The organism is Lactobacillus sp. WILCCON 0058 (assembly GCF_057198005.1).
In genome coordinates this window covers 22,234-39,717 of record NZ_JBUBHM010000001.1, presented here as the reverse complement: position 1 = coordinate 39,717, position 17,484 = coordinate 22,234, and the positions used below count along the sequence as shown (strand labels likewise).

Annotated in this window: 17 protein-coding genes and 1 tRNA gene; 2 read left to right on the top strand and 16 right to left on the bottom strand. The window is 47.6% G+C overall.

The window, feature by feature from the left end; translation table 11 throughout:
• Positions 1-184: 184 nt before the first annotated feature.
• Entirely contained in the window at positions 185-706 is a 522-nt protein-coding gene (locus tag ACYVUU_RS00205; protein WP_484499607.1) for a GNAT family N-acetyltransferase, read from the bottom strand.
• 258 nt (positions 707-964) lie between these two features.
• On the opposite strand from ACYVUU_RS00205, the gene ACYVUU_RS00200 reads away from it, so the two are divergent.
• Entirely contained in the window at positions 965-2,125 is a 1,161-nt protein-coding gene (locus ACYVUU_RS00200) for an SLAP domain-containing protein (RefSeq protein ID WP_484499344.1), read from the top strand.
• 80 nt (positions 2,126-2,205) lie between these two features.
• Here the strand turns inward: ACYVUU_RS00200 and ACYVUU_RS00195 are convergent, their stop codons facing one another.
• The 6 genes from ACYVUU_RS00195 to ACYVUU_RS00170 form a co-directional block, all read right to left on the bottom strand.
• On the bottom strand, positions 2,206-3,453 hold the full coding sequence (locus ACYVUU_RS00195; protein ID WP_439775041.1) for an ATP-binding protein: 1,248 nt from the start codon (positions 3,451-3,453) through the stop codon (positions 2,206-2,208).
• Positions 3,454-3,694: 241 nt separating this feature from the next.
• Positions 3,695-4,114, bottom strand: coding sequence for a hypothetical protein (locus ACYVUU_RS00190; protein ID WP_439775040.1), 420 nt, complete (start codon positions 4,112-4,114; stop codon positions 3,695-3,697).
• Between the two features lie 9 nt (positions 4,115-4,123).
• Complete coding sequence (locus ACYVUU_RS00185; RefSeq protein ID WP_412136719.1) at positions 4,124-4,471, bottom strand: hypothetical protein; 348 nt, start codon at positions 4,469-4,471, stop codon at positions 4,124-4,126.
• A gap of 1 nt (position 4,472) precedes the next feature.
• Entirely contained in the window at positions 4,473-4,859 is a 387-nt protein-coding gene (locus tag ACYVUU_RS00180; RefSeq protein ID WP_439775039.1) for a hypothetical protein, read from the bottom strand.
• A gap of 143 nt (positions 4,860-5,002) precedes the next feature.
• Positions 5,003-5,341, bottom strand: a complete 339-nt coding sequence (locus tag ACYVUU_RS00175; protein ID WP_439775038.1) for a hypothetical protein — start codon at positions 5,339-5,341, stop codon at positions 5,003-5,005.
• 1 nt (position 5,342) lies between these two features.
• A complete protein-coding gene (locus ACYVUU_RS00170) occupies positions 5,343-5,729 on the bottom strand; it encodes a hypothetical protein (protein WP_439775037.1) in 387 nt (128 codons plus the stop codon).
• A 173-nt stretch (positions 5,730-5,902) separates the two neighbouring features.
• Here ACYVUU_RS00170 and ACYVUU_RS00165 point away from each other — a divergent pair, with 173 nt between their 5' ends.
• Complete coding sequence (locus tag ACYVUU_RS00165; RefSeq protein ID WP_439775036.1) at positions 5,903-6,901, top strand: AAA family ATPase; 999 nt, start codon at positions 5,903-5,905, stop codon at positions 6,899-6,901.
• A gap of 113 nt (positions 6,902-7,014) precedes the next feature.
• Here ACYVUU_RS00165 and ACYVUU_RS00160 read toward each other — a convergent pair whose 3' ends face one another.
• The 9 genes from ACYVUU_RS00160 to ACYVUU_RS00120 form a co-directional block, all read right to left on the bottom strand.
• Positions 7,015-7,782, bottom strand: a complete 768-nt coding sequence (locus ACYVUU_RS00160; protein ID WP_404540362.1) for an ABC transporter permease — start codon at positions 7,780-7,782, stop codon at positions 7,015-7,017.
• Positions 7,779-8,417, bottom strand: coding sequence for an ABC transporter ATP-binding protein (locus ACYVUU_RS00155; RefSeq protein WP_484499345.1), 639 nt, complete (start codon positions 8,415-8,417; stop codon positions 7,779-7,781). The genes ACYVUU_RS00160 and ACYVUU_RS00155 overlap by 4 nt, the downstream gene beginning before the upstream one ends.
• 134 nt (positions 8,418-8,551) lie before the next feature.
• Positions 8,552-8,624, bottom strand: a tRNA-Thr gene (locus ACYVUU_RS00150).
• Positions 8,625-8,707: 83 nt separating this feature from the next.
• Positions 8,708-10,282: an ATP-binding cassette domain-containing protein gene (locus ACYVUU_RS00145; protein ID WP_439775034.1), complete on the bottom strand. Its 1,575-nt coding sequence runs from the start codon at positions 10,280-10,282 to the stop codon at positions 8,708-8,710.
• Complete coding sequence (locus ACYVUU_RS00140) at positions 10,272-11,852, bottom strand: ATP-binding cassette domain-containing protein (RefSeq protein WP_439775033.1); 1,581 nt, start codon at positions 11,850-11,852, stop codon at positions 10,272-10,274. The genes ACYVUU_RS00145 and ACYVUU_RS00140 overlap by 11 nt, the downstream gene beginning before the upstream one ends.
• A gap of 11 nt (positions 11,853-11,863) precedes the next feature.
• Positions 11,864-12,844 (bottom strand): ThiF family adenylyltransferase, encoded by a 981-nt coding sequence (locus ACYVUU_RS00135; protein WP_439775032.1) that lies wholly within the window; start codon positions 12,842-12,844, stop codon positions 11,864-11,866.
• A 238-nt stretch (positions 12,845-13,082) separates the two neighbouring features.
• Positions 13,083-13,244: a hypothetical protein gene (locus tag ACYVUU_RS00130; RefSeq protein ID WP_439775031.1), complete on the bottom strand. Its 162-nt coding sequence runs from the start codon at positions 13,242-13,244 to the stop codon at positions 13,083-13,085.
• A 19-nt stretch (positions 13,245-13,263) separates the two neighbouring features.
• Positions 13,264-15,765, bottom strand: coding sequence for a class III lanthionine synthetase LanKC (gene lanKC / locus ACYVUU_RS00125; RefSeq protein WP_484499606.1), 2,502 nt, complete (start codon positions 15,763-15,765; stop codon positions 13,264-13,266).
• Positions 15,766-15,771: 6 nt separating this feature from the next.
• Positions 15,772-17,481, bottom strand: a complete 1,710-nt coding sequence (locus ACYVUU_RS00120; protein ID WP_439775029.1) for an ABC transporter ATP-binding protein — start codon at positions 17,479-17,481, stop codon at positions 15,772-15,774.
• Between the last annotated feature and the right edge of the window lie 3 nt (positions 17,482-17,484).

Sequence of the window (17,484 nt, the reverse complement as noted above, 5' to 3'; positions counted from 1 at the left end):
TGAGGAAAGAAAAATAAAAGAAATTTGGATGTTGCAACTTGCGGCTCTCCACAACCTCAAGCTACGAATCTAATATACAAGATAGTTGTGATGGAATTATGATCTTTTCCTTACGAATTTCAAAACAACTATTATTTTTAAACTGTTTGCTTATATTGTTTACTTATTACTTAGTAAGTATAATTTAAGCCGTGACTAATTCGTAGACGTAGCTGATTTCACTTTCCCGGTAGACCCCGTGCAGGGTGCCCACCCGCTTGAAGCCGCTCTTTTCGATCAAGTGCTGCATCGGCAGGTTGTCCTCATGGGTGTCGACTCTGACGGACTTGACGTCATTGAAGCCGCTGGTAAAGTAATTGATCACGGCCTGGTAGAGCTGTGAGGCATAGCCGTGGCCGGTATGGTCGGAGTGGATAGCTACCCGGTGAACAGTGACGTAGTCATTCGTGTCGACTTGCCAGTGGCCGTCCAACTGGTCGTAAGCGTGGTCCGGCGCTGGAATGATGGTCAAAGTCCCGACGGTTTCCCCATCGTCGGCCTTGGCCAAGTAAGCGTAGCCGTTCTCGATGTCCTCGCGGACGTGGTCAGGGTTCGGGTAGTCCCACTGCCACTGGTCAATCCCGCTTTCCGCCAACTGGTTGCGCCCGTCCTGCAGGATCGCCATCACTTGGTCAAAATCTTTCAGTTCTGCTTTTCTGATCTGCATTTCCTATCGCTTCCTTATCTATATTGCTGGTTCATGACAACGACAAAGGGTATTTTACATAAACAGGCGGACAAGCTCAAACGATCTGCTTAAAGTGAAGCCTTTTCAGTACCAAAAAGCTGTAACATTATTTAAAAATTAGAAAAGTCTGTGTCAAGGTTTTGTAACATTACAGTTATATAATGAGAATTGTTGCAAAATAAACCACTTATTTTGAGCATTTGAAGCCAACACAATTTTTTAATGGGAGTACCTTACATGAAGCTTAAACACCTTAAACTGCTTGCATTAGTCTCCACATTGACGGCAGCTGTCAGCATGAGCTTTGCCGGCCTGGCACAGGCCAGCACGACCAGCGCCAGCAGCCGTTCTTATGGGGTCGACGTGTCAAGCTACCAGCCAACCAGCACGACCAAGTACAGCAAGGCGGGCGCCCAGTTCGTCATTGTCAAAGTCAGCGAAGGCACCAGCTACCGGAATCCAAACGCCAAGGCACAAGTAGCCAGCGCCAAGGCCAACAACCTGTTGCCAATGGCCTACCACTTCGCCAACTTCGGTTCCAGCTCATCCAGAGCCAAGAGCGAAGCGGACTACGCTATCGCCAGCGCCAAGGCTGTCAGCCTGCCAGCAGGCTCATACCTGGCTTGTGACTGGGAAACCAGCAGCGGCAACTCAACCAGCGGGAGCAAGAGTGCCAACACCAGCGCCATCATGGCCTTTATGAAGAAGATCAAGGCCGCCGGCTACCAGCCATTGCTCTACTCTGGTTCTTACCTTTTGAACAACGCGGTCAACACGAGCACGGTTACGGCAAGCTACCCTAACTCACTGTGGGTAGCCTACTACACCAGCTCAGGCCGGATCGACGCGCCAGACTTTTCATACTTCCCGTCAATGAACGGGGTCATCATCTGGCAGTTCACTGAAAACTGGAAGGGTCTGAACGTTGACGGGAACATCTCAGTTCTGCCTCTGTCAATCAGCTCAAGCTCATCATCCAGTTCTTCATCAAGCTCCAGCTCATCTAAGACGCCAGCCAGTCAAGCACCTGTAAGCAAGACTAAGAAGAAGATCATGTCTAAGTCTTACGTCTACACTTCCGCCGGCAAGAGAACCGGTGCTTACAAGAGCGCGTACACTTACGTTTACGTGATCGGCGGGATCGTCAAGATCGGCAGCAGCAACTACTACAAGATCGGGACCAACCAGTACATCAAGGCTAACAACGTTGACGGTACTGCCCGCAAGCTGGTTCACAATGCTTGGACTTACAACAGCAAGGGCAAGCGGGTGAAGTCAGTTGCTACCTTGAAGAAGGGCAAGCAAGTCTTCACTTACGGCGGCAAGCGGAAGATTGCTGGCAAGACTTACTACCGGATCAACGTCGGCCGTTACATCAAGGCTGCCAACGTGAAGTAAGCCGGACCGCGAATTAATTTTAGAAACAAACAAAGCTCTAATTGCCACAGAGGCAGTTAGAGCTTTTTTTATGATGAAAATTAGCGGTAATACTTAGTCCCCCGACCAGCGCCAACCTTAGTCAGCAAATGCCGGTCAGTCAGCTTGCGCAAAAGGCGGCTCAAACGGCTGCTGTTGATCCCAGTCATGTCAGCCAGCTCTTTTTTGGCAAGGGGCTGGTTAGGCTCCAGACTTTGCAAAATTAGTTCTTCATCTGGGCTAAGCTGCATATTTTGCTGAGCCAACGGCAAGATGACCCGTACTGACTGGCCACTGACCTTAAAGCGTGGCTGCATGGGCAGTTGGTCATAAGCTTGCTGAATTCTTCTGATTCCTGTTCCGAACAGCTCGATGTAATTCAAGCGATAAAAAACGTTGGCAATAATTGGATTGCGCGGAACGGAGACATAGCCGTCCAGATATTCTTCTTCATTGATACCGAAGGGCAGACCACCTGGCGAAGTCAATTCAATCCTGTCCTCAAACATAGCTATCTGGATGTTAGCCGGCACGTCCCAAGCCCGATGAACCAAGGCATTAGCTACTGCTTCCCGGAAGGCGGTCATCGGAATCAGCCACTTGACCTGCCGCTGGCTGCCCTCGATCACTTCATACTCATAGTATTTTTGAAATTCTTTGATTGCCTCATGATACTGAGTCAAAAGGGAGCAGTGTTTAATCGTGCGGCGATCCATGATTTCATTGATGCTTTTACCAAACCGAATCATGTCGATGCCGGGAAAAGTATTCTCATCTGCCAGCAATTCAGCAGCATGGTTATAGCCGCGCCGGTCAGAATAGAGATTCAGGCTTTTGAGAATATCCTTGGTAACCGCCTCAATACCAACCTTTTCTTGCAACTCCCGCGTCAGCTGCTCAAATGACAACGAATCAGCACTACTGGTTTGCTCGTCAAAACTCTGATTTGTCCCTTGCAAGGTTAGGCGGTTTAATTCTCCCCTGGAAACTTCAATTGATGAAGTATCATTTCTTTTATATGCCTTGCCACGATACAAGTATGGTTTATCCAAACCCTCTTTTACTTCTAAAACAACAGTTTTTTCCGGGGTAACCTGCAAAGTATAGTTGGGTTTTGGACTAATGCTGTCATTGATTTTGTTTTCAACATCCAGACAGGTCTTTTCCGGATCATCAAGGCCTACTACTTCACCCGCGTCATTAATGCCAAAGACGATCTGTCCAGTTCCGTAATTAGAGTAAGCACTGACCGTCTTCAAGAATGTATTTGTTACCTTCTCCTTGTACTCCATCGTCCGTGTTTCTTTCATCCATATCACCCCAATCGTAGCACTTTAAACGACACTTTTTCTCTTAATCATATCATTCATTTTAGCACGATTTCCGTTAATCGTCGCACTTCGATTGCATCGATTTCGCTAATCATCGCGCTTTGATTGCATCGATTATGGCTAATCGTCGCGCTTCGATTGCATCGATTATGGTTAATCGCAGCATATTGAGTTAATTTTGCCGGCTATTTACACAAGTTTTTAGACAGAAAACTAAAAGTCATGGCTTCGGAAGTAACTGTTCCATCACATCCGACCACATTTTCATGTCCTCGTGAGGACAAGCTAGCAAAACTGTCAAGGCAGGAAATTCTGTCTTTAAATACTGTATAGCTTGAACGCAACGTTTGAGAAAGAGCAAATTCATGATCTCTGAATAACAATTAAGATCCAGCTCAACAACTAAATTTGTACATTCCGGCTGAACTTCAACCAAATTTCTCAGTTTCAGCAAACTTTCTGTCTGCAACATTTTTGAAGCAGAAAGCTTCCTTTGACAAACCGGATAATCAAACAGACAGTACACAGAACCTAACTCTAAAACATCAGACACAGTTTCGCTAGACACCAAACGAAGTGGTTTAGCCGGCATCGGCAGCCGGTCTAAATGTATTGTAAGCAAAGAGTATGACTTCTTCACTGATGCCTCCTAAAAGTCAAAGGCAATGCCGGTATTGCACTTAATCGCCAGATTAGCAAATTCCAGCATCTTCTCATAAACTGGACGGACCGTATCATTCATCGGCCGCTTCATCCGGTCAAGCAACCACTCTCGAAATTTCACGCACTTGTCGGGCTCGAAGAAATCAAAATCCCCCCAGTCAAACATGGCATCAAACTTATCCCACATCTCAGTCAAGAAGCCATCGTCTTCCAAAGCCTGGGCAGTCTTCTCATCAAAGTAGTACTCAGCCGCTGGCTGACCATCGACATAATGGATTTTGTACGCTTCGTCATACTTTAATGCACGATCATCTAACGCAACTAACAACCACATGTTACATCTCTCCTCTCTTTTTAATTTTAAAGTGAGTCTCTTTTAAGTTCCTAGATGGCGTACCATCTAATTTACAAAACATTTCTACTTTTTTGTCAAAAATACGCAAGTAGCCGGCAACCTTATCGCATTTGATTTTATATCTGGTACCCTCGAAATCAAATTTCACTCCACCCTCTGTATGAAATGACCTCTTTGGATCTCCTTTAGGTACAAAACGATCTACAACCTCATTAATATTTACCTTGTTCTTAACCCAATCTTGGTTCCATTCCTTTTCCCGATCTTTGCTCCTGATATACCGGCCGCGATCAATATCATTTTGCGGCACGGTAACATTGACGTAATACTCAGAAGCTTCAGAATACGTCGATTTTGAATCACTCATTATGTTGCTCCTCTATGACACTTATCTAACCCTTAAACATCAGACGCGGTTTCGCTAGACACCAAACGAAGTGGTTTAGCCGGCATCGGCAGCCGGTCTAAATGTATCGTAAGCAAAGAGTATGACTTCTTCACTGATGCCTCCTAAAAGTTAAAAGCAATCCCGGTATTGCATTTAATTGCCAAATTAGCATACTCCAGCATTTTTTCGTACACTGGACGAACCGTATCGTTCATTGGCCGCTTCATCCGGTCAAGCAACCATTCACGAAATTTCACACACTTGTCGGGCTCAAAGAAGTCGTAATCCCCCCAGTCAAACAAGGCATCGAACTTATGCCACATCTCAGTTAAGAAGCCATCATCTTCCAAAGCTTGAGCCGTCTTCTCATCAAAGTAATACTCAACTGATGGCTCGCCATCAACATAATGCACCTTGTAGTACTTCAGAGCCCGGTCATCCAACGCAACTTGTAATCTCATTCTACATTTCCTCTCTCTTAATAATTTTAAAGTGTGTTACCTTTAAATCATCTGATGGTGTTCCGTCTAATTTACAAAACATTCCTACTTTTTTGTCAAAAATGCGCAAGTAGCCGGCAACCTTATCGCATTTGATTTTATATCTGGTACCCTCGAAATCAAATTTCACTCCACCCTCTGTATGAAATGACCTATTTGGATCTCCTTTAGGCACAAAGCGATCTACAACCTCATTAACATTGACCTTGTTCTTAAGCCAATCCTGGTTCCACTTCTTTTCCCGATCCTTGCTTCTGAGATACCTATCCCGATCAATATCATTTTGCGGCACGGTAACATTGACATAATACTCAGAAGCTTCTGAATAAGTCGACTTTGAATCGCTCATTATGCTACTCCTCTATGACACTTATCTACCCTTGCCATCCTACTTCATATTTTACTCTAGTCATGACTTGGTACACCGTCTTTAAGTATTCCAGCCTCCTTGTCCCAAAATAGTGTTTTTTGTCCCGCCTGCGATATAATAGGTTCAGCAAGCAAAGACGAGAGGCGGTACACATGAAGAAGAAGGACATAGTCGATCTAATCAAATATCACGAAGAATGCAATGATTATGCCTTTACCGAAAAAGCTCAGCAAATCGCCGATGACTTTCGGAAATTAGGAGATGAAGAACTCGGCAACTACATAGATACTTTAGTCGCCAAAGCCAATATTTTTGTGCCGCAAACTTCTTCTCTGACTTTCCTAGAAGAAGTTCCATCAACTCCAGTTGGCCAGCTGCCCTTACCGGAAAAAGTTGCTGACAAGCTTGAATGGATCGTTAACGCGGTCTACAACAGTATGAACGTGAACAAGTTCCTTTTTAAAGGCCAGCCAGGTACTGGAAAAAATTCGTCTGCCAAAACAATCTCCAAGATCCTTAACCGCAAGTTGCTAAAAGTTGACTGCCAATCCTTAATCAGCGAAAAAACTGGCCAAATTCCAAGAAATCTCGCTCAAGCCTTTTATGAGATCAACAACTATCCCTACCCTAACCAGATAATCGTTCTTTTAGAGGGAATCGATGCAATTGCTTCAGACCAGGACGCTTTTCTAAAAGGACTCGATAACCTGCTGCCCGGATTTACTATAATTGCCACGGCAAACTCGATTGAGTCCTTCAAGCTGCCATTGAGCTTGCATTTTAAGTTAATTGTCAATTTTGACCAGTACAGCCAGGAAGACTTGACCGAAGTAGCTGTCGCGATAATGAATAACGTTTACCAAGAGTACCAGGGTCTGGCGAAAAATATCCGGCTGTTTAAGAAGATAATTGCTTTATACGGAGACAGGATCCCCCTCCCTGGTGACTTGAAAAAGATGGTTGAAACTGCCGTAACCTTCAGCAACATCCAAGCAGATCCAGCTAAATACCTGCAAAATATCTACCAAAGTGTAACCGGCCACTCACCAGAACTTCACGATCTGCAAAAAGAAAATTTCACTATCCGGGAAATGGCAATTCTGACTGGCATGTCCAAAAGCACCGTTGGCCGGAAGCTAAGGCACGACTAATTTTTTTAAACAAATAGCTACATTAACTCACTCTGTGTGATGTGAGTTAATGTAGCTTTTCTTCTCTATAATATTTCTTACTGAATGCGCGTCAAGTCATGCACTCATCGCTCCTACTCCTCTTCCCGCAGCTGGCTCCGCTTGTTGAAGTAATTGCGGTAGGACAGGTAGCCCGCGATCACGGCGCCCAGGCCAGTCGCTGACAAAAGCATGAAAGTGACCATAATCTGGTACTTGATTGCGTAAACTGGGTCCACGCCGGCAAAAATCAACCCTGACATCATCCCCGGCAGGCTGACCAGCCCCACCGTCTTAGCCGAGTCGATCGTCGGCTGCATGGCAGTCTTGATGCTCCGCCGCAGGATGGTCATACTGGCCGTCTTCACGTCAGCCCCGAGGGCAATTTTTTCCAAAACCTGCTGGCGCTGGTCATGGAAACCCGTGGCTAAAGCCTTATAGCACAGGCCCATCGCCACCATCTCATTGCCGGCGATCATCCCCGTAATCGGAATGATCTGCATCGGCTTCAACTTCACCGTCTGAGTCAGCAGCAGCACGCCTAGGGTGATGTAAGTCCCGATCAAAAGAGCCACGATTGACTGCCAGAGCTGGCGGTTCGGGTTGGGATCCCGCTTGTTAGCGTTCCAGGCCGCGTTAAAAATGATAAACAGGGTCATCAAGAGGGTCAAAATGGCATTGTTGACCTGCATGATGAACTTCAAGACGTAGCCGACGATGACCAGCTGGACGATAGCCCGGCCCACGCTATAAAAAATGTCCTTGGTCAAGCCCAGCTTTTCCTTCCAGGAAATCGCCACGGACACCAGGACCAGGGCAAAAGACAAGATTAATGACAGATCGCTGACAGCCATTGATTTCATTTGAGCACTCCTCCTTTTTCCATGTGCAGGAGCTGCTTGGAAGCGGCCAGCTCCTCTTGGTCGTGGGTCACCTGCACGATCGTGGTCCCCTCCTGGTGTACCCGGGCGATCAGCTGGTGGACGATCTGCTTGCTCTCTTCATCCAGCCCTGTCGTCACCTCGTCCAACAGGAGAACCTCCGGCCGGAAAAGCAGGTTGCGGATTAAAGCCACCCGCTGCTTCTCCCCGCCAGACTGGGTGGTAATCTTTTTGTCCAGATAGTCAGCTGGCAGATCCACCTGCTGCAAGGCAACCTTAGCCCGCTTTTCATCAAAGTCCTGCTTGCGGATGGCAAAAGGCAGGGCCAGGTTGTCCTTAACCGTTTCGTCGAACAAGGTTGGCTGCTGGAAGCAGTAGGACACCTGCCGGCGGTACTGGACCAGGTCCAGGTTATCAAGATTTTGCCCCTGGTAAAAAATCTCCCCCTTATTAGGCGAGATCAAGCCCGCGATCAGCTTCAAAGTCGTGCTTTTCCCGCTGCCTGACGGCCCGGTCAAGGTGAGGTAGTCCCCCTCCTCCACCGCAAAGGAGACGTCTTGCAGGATTTTCTGGTCACCAGCCTGGTAGGACACCTGCTTGAGTTCAATGAGTGCCATTTTCTTCCTCCTGATTTCTGTAATTTTCATACTACATTTACATTATAGTCCAAAGCGGATGAAACATTTTTTATAAAAGCTTGAAGGATTTTAGGCAAGAAAAAACCGCCACCCTGCAGGTGACGGTTAAAATATGCTGACTAGAGGATTCGAACCTCCGACCCCTTCATTACTAGTGAAGTGCTCTGCCAACTGAGCTAAGTCAGCGACTCTTGTGCCTTAACACAGTTATTAATTAAACCATAAAAACGTGTCCTTGACAAGAGCTTTCGCGAAAAAAGTTGATTTTTTTAGGCGGGCAGTTTAATTTCCCGGTCAAACAGGTCCCGCTCTTCCTTAGTCAGATTGTGCGCGACCAAAACCACCGTCTGCTTGGATTGAAGCAATTTGTCTAGGATTTTCCGGCCAGCTGCTTGGTCGATCGCGCTGGTCCCTTCATCAATCAAGAGAAGCTGGCTGTCATGAACTTCCGCGCGGGCCATCACCACTTTCTGCTTCTGTCCGCCAGACAAATTGTCCCCCGCCAAGTCAACTGGCGTTTTCAGGCCTTGAGGCCAACTATCAACTGCCTCAGCCAGCTGGGCATCGGCCGCGCTGGCCTCTGCCTTTGACTCAAGATCTGGATCAAACATAGTGATGTTATTCATAACGCTACTTGGCAATAAAATTGCCTCCTGTGGCAAGTAGCCGATTTTAGTCCGGTCAGGCGTCACCCTTTTCCCAGCCTGGTCAAAAAAGCTGATCTGGCCGCCGCTGGCGACTGCTTCCCCTACCAGAAGCTTAAACAGCGTCGACTTACCAGTCCCGTTGGCCCCGGTCAAAAGTACTTTTTCACCCGGCTTGACTTGGATGTCTGGATACTTGATTTCATGTCCATTGGCAAAAGTCAGCCGAAGATCCTTTACAGAGAAGGCTGCTGGCGCTGTCCCCTTTTCTTCTGCTTGAGCCAGTGGCTGCCGCAAGTCCAGAATCTTTTCCTGCAAGCCGCGGCTGGCAACCAGCTGTCCCCGGTAATTGGCAATGTTCATCAAAGAGCCAAACAGGTACAAGCTGAAGTCATTTACCGAGGCAATCAAGCCGAATTCGAGCTGCCCGCGCGCTACCAGATAAGCAGTCAGCAGGAAAATCAGCGTGTTCCCCAAAGAATAAATAGCTTGATTAAGGTATTCCAGTTCCTGGTCAACTTTCTGCTGCTTCACATAAGCAGACTCTAATTCACGGGCGTCAGCGTGAATACTGCTTAAGAATTTTTCCCCGACCGCGTAGCGGCGCAAAGTATCAATGCCATTGAGCCAGTCTGCTAGGGTCTGCAAATATTTCCGGTTGCTGGCCGAAATTTTGTCAGTAGCTTTTTGCAGCGGCTCATCAAGCACGCGCGGCAAGTACATCTGCAAGACGCTTACGACAATAACCAGTAAGAGCAGGCTCCAGCGGAAAGATGCCAGAGAACCGGCAACCAGGGCCAGCAAGACGGCCGAATGAACGATACCGCCAATAGAATCAGCGTACTGTTCCTTCAGCATTTCCAAGTCATTAGTCAATTCATTTTGCAGATTTTCCTTTGTCCCAGCCGCTTCAGCATAAGCGTGGGCAAGAACCTCCTGCCGGATCTGATGAAAATACTTTTCAAGGTGAAGTTCCCAGAAATAATCGGTCACTTGGTCAAGCAGGCTGCCGAGCAGGAGCAAGCAGAGCTGCAGAGCTGCAAACAGCAGAAACTGCTGAAAATGCCGGTCTTTTATCGCGCTGAACTCCCAGGTCAAGGCAAAAGCCGCCCATGCCGTCAGCAAAGCCGTCGATGCCCGGGCCAACAATAATGCCGGAAAGCGGCCGGGATTTAGCCGAAACAAATCTTTAATTTGCAAAATCTTCCCCTTCTTTCAGATTGATCACTTGATCAAATCGCTCCCGCTCTTCGAGCGGTAAATTATGCCCAACAAAAATCAAAGTCTGCTTCCGGGCCAGCAGAAGTGGCAAAATTTTCTGCCGGCTGGCCTGGTCAAGCGCACTCAACGGTTCATCCATCAAAGATACTTTTTTATGGCGCAAGAGTCCGCGGGCCAGGAAAATCTTCTGCTTCTGCCCGCCGGACAGGTCTGCCTGCCGGGGACCGACTTCACGGCCGAGGTCAGCTGCCTTGGGAAAGTCCCGGTCTAAGCCAACCTTTTGCAGTACCTCCGCCAATTCACTTTGCTTTTTGCCATCATACATGGTGATATTGTCAGCGACCGTTCCTGGAAAAATCCAGCCAGCCTGCGGCAGATATTCAAAAGACCGGGCCGGATTTGGGATTTCCTTTCCTTCAGAATCCAAATATGTCAACTGGCCTTTGCTGGGTTTAATTTGGCCAAGCAGGAGTTTGAGCAAGCTGCTTTTCCCGCAGCCACTCGGCCCGGTAAGCAAGACCTTCTCCCCTGCCTTGATCGTAAAATCAGGATATTTGATCACTTGCCCGCCCAAGTTCGCTTCTATTCCCCGGCCGACAATCGTTTGGGGATCTTCAGTCTTCGTGGTCGCTTGAACTTGCAAATGCTGGAGCATGTTTTCATTCAGCTTAGTCGTTGATTTTGCTGAAATATACGCCGAAAAAGCTTCTTGCAGGGAACTGAAAACGCCATTGGCTAAATAACCAGCAGCGATGATTGCCCCGAAAGCCACCTGGCCTCTAAAGTACAGTATTCCCGCCAGAAAAGGGACTCCCACGATCCCGATATTGTCGACTATTTCTTGCGTGAATTCCGCGACTGACAGGCAAGCTTGCCGCTTGATCCGGGCGTCCTCCAATTTTTGGCTTTCCTCACCAAGCTGCCGGCACAGTACCTTTTTTAAAGAAAAACGCCGCAGTTCCTCAATCGCTGCCAGCCACTGGTCCAGTGCCTGCAGATACTTTTGATTGCGGTTAACCACGGCTTCAGTTGCCGCGCTGCTTTTTTCTTCAAAGAGCTTCGGCACAAAAAGAGCCACAATAGCGATTGCCCAAGCACAAAGAACCAGTTGCCAATTAAAGGAAAGAATTGCCACACTGACAAAAAAGGCGTAGAGCACATTGTTGACGAAATAATAGATGCTTTGCCAATAATCTTGGTTGATCACCTGCAAATTATTGACCAAGTCATTCTGCAGATCAGCTGTCGGCCACTGATCATTGCTGCCATAGTAGGCCTGCAGCAAATTTTGCCGGTAGCTGTCGCTCGCTGCTTGACTCTGCTGGCTGAACAAGTAGTTGTTTACCGCCAAAAGCAGGTTGCCAAACAAATCCAAAGCTAATTTAAGCAGGGCTAGGCCGAAAAGCCAAGTAAATTTTCCACCAATCAAGCTGTTCAGCTGCGGGCTGATCAAGTACAGACTGTAGGCTGACACAGCTTGAAACAAAACGCTCAGCGCCAGCAATACGGCTGCCCGCGGCCGATTAGCTTTCAGCCACAATTTTAGCAATTTACTCCTCCTTATCCCGCTACAGAAACATTAATCTTCAAGATTGTCCATCCATCAAAATCTATCTGAATAGCATCTTTCGGAATTCGAATTCCAGTTAGAAACATAATTGCGTAGTAACTAGCCATGCCCGCTGCCATTGCTGTTACAGATGAAATTGCAGCCATTGGAAAACTGTTGTCAATTATGCAGTCTTTTGTAATCTGTTCCTTACCTAAAAATTCACTGTAATCTCTTGTTACACCTGGAATTTTAGGATACACATTTGCTGCAGTTGAAGCGTAGCTGCTAAATATCACAGCTTTTTTAGTCTTATTAGCAACTTCATCAAACCAGCTGTCTAATTCTGCTGGTTGATCCATCGAATTTACAATCAGATCAGTTTCAGCATCAATATTCGCTTCGATATCATCCGTACCTGTAATCTTACAATGTACAGTCTCCACATTAACAGTGCTGTCTATCTTCTTTAAGTAATCTGAACATGCCAGTATCTTAGCTTTATTTACATCGCTTTCCACATAAGCAGTTTGTCTCGTGAGATTTGATTCTTCCACTGTATCAAAATCAACCAGTTTTATGTCCTTTACTCCTGCTCTAACCAGGTATTCAGCCATTGCAGATCCAATCCCGCCAACTCCAAACACAGCTACTTTTGCTTTCTGCAATTTTTCTTGGTATATATTTGGATCAACATTGTCCGACGTGTCCATCCATTCAAAGAAGCTGATATTTCTGGAATATTTTGAGTTATCGCTATACGAATTAGTAGTAATTAAGCCTAAAGACCGAAATTTCTCAATTATATTGATCAGTTCTTGATCTGAAATCTTCAAGTCTTTTCTGTCCAGTTCCCCGTTTAAGTATTTAATGACTTTTTCATTCAATTCGGTATCCGGCACTTTTCTGATTAATCCTTTATTCCCGATACCAAATACAATTTGATCTCCATTGATCAGAGGTTGTAAGGTCCTTTTTATACGTAAATCCATGCTTTCTCCTCCATATACAAAAAGCGCCAAACACAATTAGTGCTTGACGCCTCAAAACTAAGCTATCTTGTACCACAGCCCTTACGCCAACCGATTCTATCACTGTTGCTAAATTCAACGCTCATTTTTCACATCTCCTTTCTAATGATTTTATTCACTGCTATTTATGTTGATATTCTAACGCCCTAAAATGAGAAAGTCAATAATTTTTAATAAAAAAATAATCTTGTTTCATTCACTACTTAAACAGCTTGAAAAGAAGCTCACCGATCCCAAAATTGCTGACGTCATGCCCCGTGCAAAGAATGCTGAGACTGCTGGCAGGCGTAATCTCTTTACGGGACAGTCGCTTAGCATTTCTTTCAACCATTTTTTCAAAATTCAAAATTACATTGTCCATGCTTCTGTCTCCTTGCCTGTCAAAGCGGCAACCAGCTGAACTCATCGCCTTGCCGCAGATCTTTCAGCAGGGTCAACAATCCCGCGCTCCCGGTTGAAAAGTCCAAGCTCAGCTTGTAGCCATATTTTCCAGGCGCCAAAATTTCGTCATTGCCCGCGACCAAATACTGGTTCAAAGCAGCTAAAGCGTAATCCAGCAGCGCATAGTCACCATCGCCAGCCAGACTCTTGGCCAGCGGAAGCACGCCGCTATAACCCGATACCAGCGTCTCCATGTAGGTGCAATAGGTCAAACAAGACTTTTTCAGCTTATCAAACAAGAGCTGATATCTCTGCTTAAAAGCCGGATCCTCCCTCATGAATTTATGCATCAGCAGGGCCAGGCCGAAGTTTCCGTTTTCCAAATATGGAAGCAGCCTTGCAAAGCCGCGCGATTGATCGCTAATGGTCAAAGTCTCTGCTTCTTCAGCATGGTCCCGCAAGATCCGCGAAACGATTTCTTCCGCCGCTTCTTTTTGCCCTAATTGCCAAAAAAGCCAGCTCACGCCGCCCCAGCCTGTCAGCAGGCCAACATCCTCATCCGCGAAATTGGCAAAATCCACCTGCTCCCATCTGCCGGCCAGCTCTTCCGCGATTTTTTTACTTACTTCCGGGTCCTCTTCCAGCAAGGCCAGGGCAATCCCGGTCAAGCCCGTGGCCAGCGAATTATCCGCCATATTCAGATCAACTTTTTGTCGCAGGATTTGCCTCATCTGCTTAGCCAAGTCCGGAAAATCCCGCTTTTCCAAGACACTTGCCAAACCAGCTGTGCCGTTGAACAAGCCAATTGCCGCAGACTCTTCCGCAATCTTGATTATCTTCCCTTGATTTCTTGCTACCCAAGCCTGCAGGTCCGTGTTCTGGCCAACTGCCCATAAAATGCCCGCGGCGCCATGAGCTAAGTTCAACAGCTCCATAGGATCAGCATTTTCCTCATATAAATTTGGCACTAATCCTACCTGATCAAAGCGCGAATGCCGCAGGATCCCCCTAGTTAAGCCTTCTTTAAAAAAGTCCACGGTCTGCCGGCTCAGATCTTTCTCTGGAATAGTCAGGGGCTTTTCCAGAAAAATTGGTACGGACGCCTGCACGTTTCCAGCAATTTTCCGTAAAAATTGGACTACATCCTGGCCAAAATAGCCCCCAATCCATTTTTCCTGCTTGGCAATTATATCCGGCGCCAAATCAGCAACTGGAATGACCGGCAGGAAAAGATAGTAGGCAATCCGCGCCAAGGCAAAATCGTCAGCTTCCGCGTAAGTCTTGGCCGCCCGAGAAACAAAGCCAACCGTCGTCAGACCCGGGACATACTTTTCCCTAGCCTTGCCCGCGTTTTCAAGGTCAATCAGGCGGACGTCCCCATCTTCTGTAACCAGGATATTGCTTAAGGACAGGTCGCCAACGGCGAGACCACGGGCGTGAATCTGCTTTAGCAGCTCCTTCAGCTGCTCTAAAATTTTGCTCGCCTTGGCCTTATAGCGGGCCTTTTTTTCAAGATCCCCAACGACAAAAGGAAATTCCGTGGCCAGAAGCTCTTCCAGGCTTTGCCCGGCAATATATTCCTCGGCCAAAAAGTGGTGCCGCCATGAGGTAAAATCGGCCAGATAATTCACCACGCCTGGCAGGTCCGCCAACTGCCGCAAGATTTCAGCTTCATTTTCAACTCTGACAAAGCCATCCTTCAGATTGGCATCCAGGCCTGCTTGCCGGCGCCCTTCCTTTAAAACTACTTTTTTCCCCTCATACAAGGCCAAATACACCCCACCAGCATTGCTGAAGTGCAGGGCTTCTTTGACTTGATACTCCTCTAAAGGGGCGAAAGCTGCCTGCTTTGGAAAAGTATTTTTGCCAAAAATTGGCAGGTCTTTGACAAAATCAGGTTTCTGGTAATAAGGCAGCCGCTGGTCTTCTACTTTGTTTCCAGCCGGGTCATATATTGCCGGCACCCGCTCGCCAGCCGCGTTGACCAGATAAAGCGGCTTAAAGCCGCCATAACGGAAATAAACGTTGCTCTCCTGCCAGTTTTGGTCGCTCAAAATATATGGTCCCAGAGCAAAAGTTTCCGTCAGCTTTTGCAATTCTGCCAGCAGGCAAGCAAATTCCTCCTCGCCGCGCGGGTAAACCGTGATAAATTTCCCGCTTTCGCCGCGGTCAGCGTACTTGGAATTAGATTCAACGTATTGCTCCAGGCTGCTTTGAAACTTGAAAGAAACTTTCTGCTTGATCAGCCACGGCGCTACTGCATCCAGCATCCCCTGGGCCTGCTTAACCGTGGCACTCAAGTGAATCTTCCAGCCCTGGACTGGCAATTCATCTGGTTCATACAGGACGTAATGCCAATTGGCGGTCTTTTTCTCCAGCCAGGCCGCGTCCGGCCGGTCTTTAAGCGTAAAAAAGTGCTCTTCCTTCCCCTTTTGCCTGGTGTAAAAGAGGCTGCCTCTGTTCCGGGCCGCCTCCAAATACTTTATCTGCTCCTCCAACATGCCTGCCTACCTCTTTTCCTTAAGCTGCTGTTCATGAACATAACGGCGGTAGTCGGGAACTTTTTCCAGCAGTTCCTCATGACTGCCGCTGGCAACAACTGTTTTATTCTTGATGAAATAGATCCGGTCGCTGTTGGCGATCGTGGCCAGCCGGTGCGCGATCGTGATCTGGCCGCAGTTCTTGGTCCGCTTCAATCGGTCCAAGGCGGTCATGATGATTTTTTCAGTATCCGCGTCTAAATTCGATGTTGCCTCATCCAAAATCAAAAATTTAAAGTCGCGCAGGCAGGCCCGGGCAATCTGCAGCCTCTGCCTTTGCCCGCCGGAGAGCTGCTTTCCGCTCTCTCCCAGCAAACTGTCTAACCCTTTCGGCAATTTTTTCGCGTATTCCTCCAAACGCACCAGGGCCAAAGCATCCCAAAGCTCCTGATCCGTCACTTTTCTGTTTAAACCCAAAGTCAAATTATCGCGGATGCTCCCCGAGACAATCGTGTTTTCCTGCAGCACGACGCTGAAAAAGCCCCGCCATTGCTCCAGGGAAAAATCCGTGCTTGCCTGGCCGTTTAAGCTGATTCGGCCCGCGTCAACCGGATACAAGCGCGTGATAACGTTGACCAAGGTGGTCTTTCCAGCCCCCGTCGCCCCAACCAAGGCGATTTTTTCACCGCTTCTGATTTCCAAATCGACCTTTTCCAAGACTGGCAGCTCCTGGTAGGCAAAACTGACCTGGTCAAGCTTGAGCAGGCTGTTGCCTTGCGCGACTGCCCGCTGCTCCTTGCCAGCCGTTTCTTCAGCAGCTTCGTTAATGATTTCGCTGATCTTGCGCGTGGCGCCCAGCATTTGCTTTCTGTCAGAATAAAAAAGCGCGACATTGTTGATGGGAGCAATGATTTGAAAAAAGTACATCATAAAGGCCCCCAGGGTCCCAGATGACAGAGAACCGCTTTTTACCCTCAGTGTCCCATAAAGAACGACGGCCATAATCAGGCAAAAAGACAGCAGCGACTGCAAGGGCCCAATCACCGCCGCGATTCGGTCGCTTTTAAGGGACAGGCTGTAGAGCTTGTTGATCTCCCTGGTATTTTTGGCAAAAACGTCCTCTTCCGCCTTGTTCAATTTAACGGTCTTGATCTGCTTGATGCTTTCACTGGTGACCCCGGTCAAAGACGCCAGGCTGCTTTGGGTTTGGTCAGCGATCACTTCGCTGATTTTTCCTAAAGGAACCGTCACCAGTCCGTCAATAGGAAAGACCAGCAGCATGAGCAGGGTCAGCTTCCAGTCCAAAGAGAAGGTGATGAGCATCGTGCCCAAGATGGTCAAGCTGCCCGTAACCACCGCCGGGATCGTTTCGGTCAAAAAGCTTCTCAGCACGTTGACATCGTTGATGATCCGGCTGGTCAAATTGCCGCTGATCTGCTGATCAAAATATTTCTGTGGCAGGCGCAGGACCTGCTTTTGGAGACGCAGGCGCAGCTGGCGGACTTGGCGATCGCCTTCACTGCTGATCAAGTAGTCGCTTATAGTGCTGACCAGGAGATTGCCAATAAGGATCGCCCCGCCCAGCAGCAAGACTTTTTTAGAAAGTCCTGACCAGGCGAACTGCTTAAGGTTGATAAAATGGCGAACCAGCAGGGGCAGATACAAATTCAGCAAACTGGCAATTATGCTCAGCAGGATGCCCCAGAGCAAGCGTGGCGTGATCTTTAGCAGCTTCATGGC

Bases quoted from the DNA above. Each gene is read 5' to 3' on its own strand.
- ACYVUU_RS00205 (WP_484499607.1), bottom strand. From the start codon at position 706: ATGCAGATCAGAAAAGCAGAACTGAAAGATTTTGACCAAGTGATGGCG.
- ACYVUU_RS00200 (WP_484499344.1), top strand. From the start codon at position 965: ATGAAGCTTAAACACCTTAAACTGCTTGCATTAGTCTCCACATTGACG.
- ACYVUU_RS00195 (WP_439775041.1), bottom strand. From the start codon at position 3,453: ATGAAAGAAACACGGACGATGGAGTACAAGGAGAAGGTAACAAATACA.
- ACYVUU_RS00185 (WP_412136719.1), bottom strand. From the start codon at position 4,471: ATGTGGTTGTTAGTTGCGTTAGATGATCGTGCATTAAAGTATGACGAA.
- ACYVUU_RS00180 (WP_439775039.1), bottom strand. From the start codon at position 4,859: ATGAGTGATTCAAAATCGACGTATTCTGAAGCTTCTGAGTATTACGTC.
- ACYVUU_RS00175 (WP_439775038.1), bottom strand. From the start codon at position 5,341: ATGAGATTACAAGTTGCGTTGGATGACCGGGCTCTGAAGTACTACAAG.
- ACYVUU_RS00170 (WP_439775037.1), bottom strand. From the start codon at position 5,729: ATGAGCGATTCAAAGTCGACTTATTCAGAAGCTTCTGAGTATTATGTC.
- ACYVUU_RS00165 (WP_439775036.1), top strand. From the start codon at position 5,903: ATGAAGAAGAAGGACATAGTCGATCTAATCAAATATCACGAAGAATGC.
- ACYVUU_RS00160 (WP_404540362.1), bottom strand. From the start codon at position 7,782: ATGAAATCAATGGCTGTCAGCGATCTGTCATTAATCTTGTCTTTTGCC.
- ACYVUU_RS00155 (WP_484499345.1), bottom strand. From the start codon at position 8,417: ATGGCACTCATTGAACTCAAGCAGGTGTCCTACCAGGCTGGTGACCAG.
- ACYVUU_RS00135 (WP_439775032.1), bottom strand. From the start codon at position 12,844: ATGGATTTACGTATAAAAAGGACCTTACAACCTCTGATCAATGGAGAT.
- ACYVUU_RS00130 (WP_439775031.1), bottom strand. From the start codon at position 13,244: ATGGACAATGTAATTTTGAATTTTGAAAAAATGGTTGAAAGAAATGCT.
- lanKC (WP_484499606.1), bottom strand. From the start codon at position 15,765: ATGTTGGAGGAGCAGATAAAGTATTTGGAGGCGGCCCGGAACAGAGGC.
- ACYVUU_RS00120 (WP_439775029.1), bottom strand. From the start codon at position 17,481: ATGAAGCTGCTAAAGATCACGCCACGCTTGCTCTGGGGCATCCTGCTG.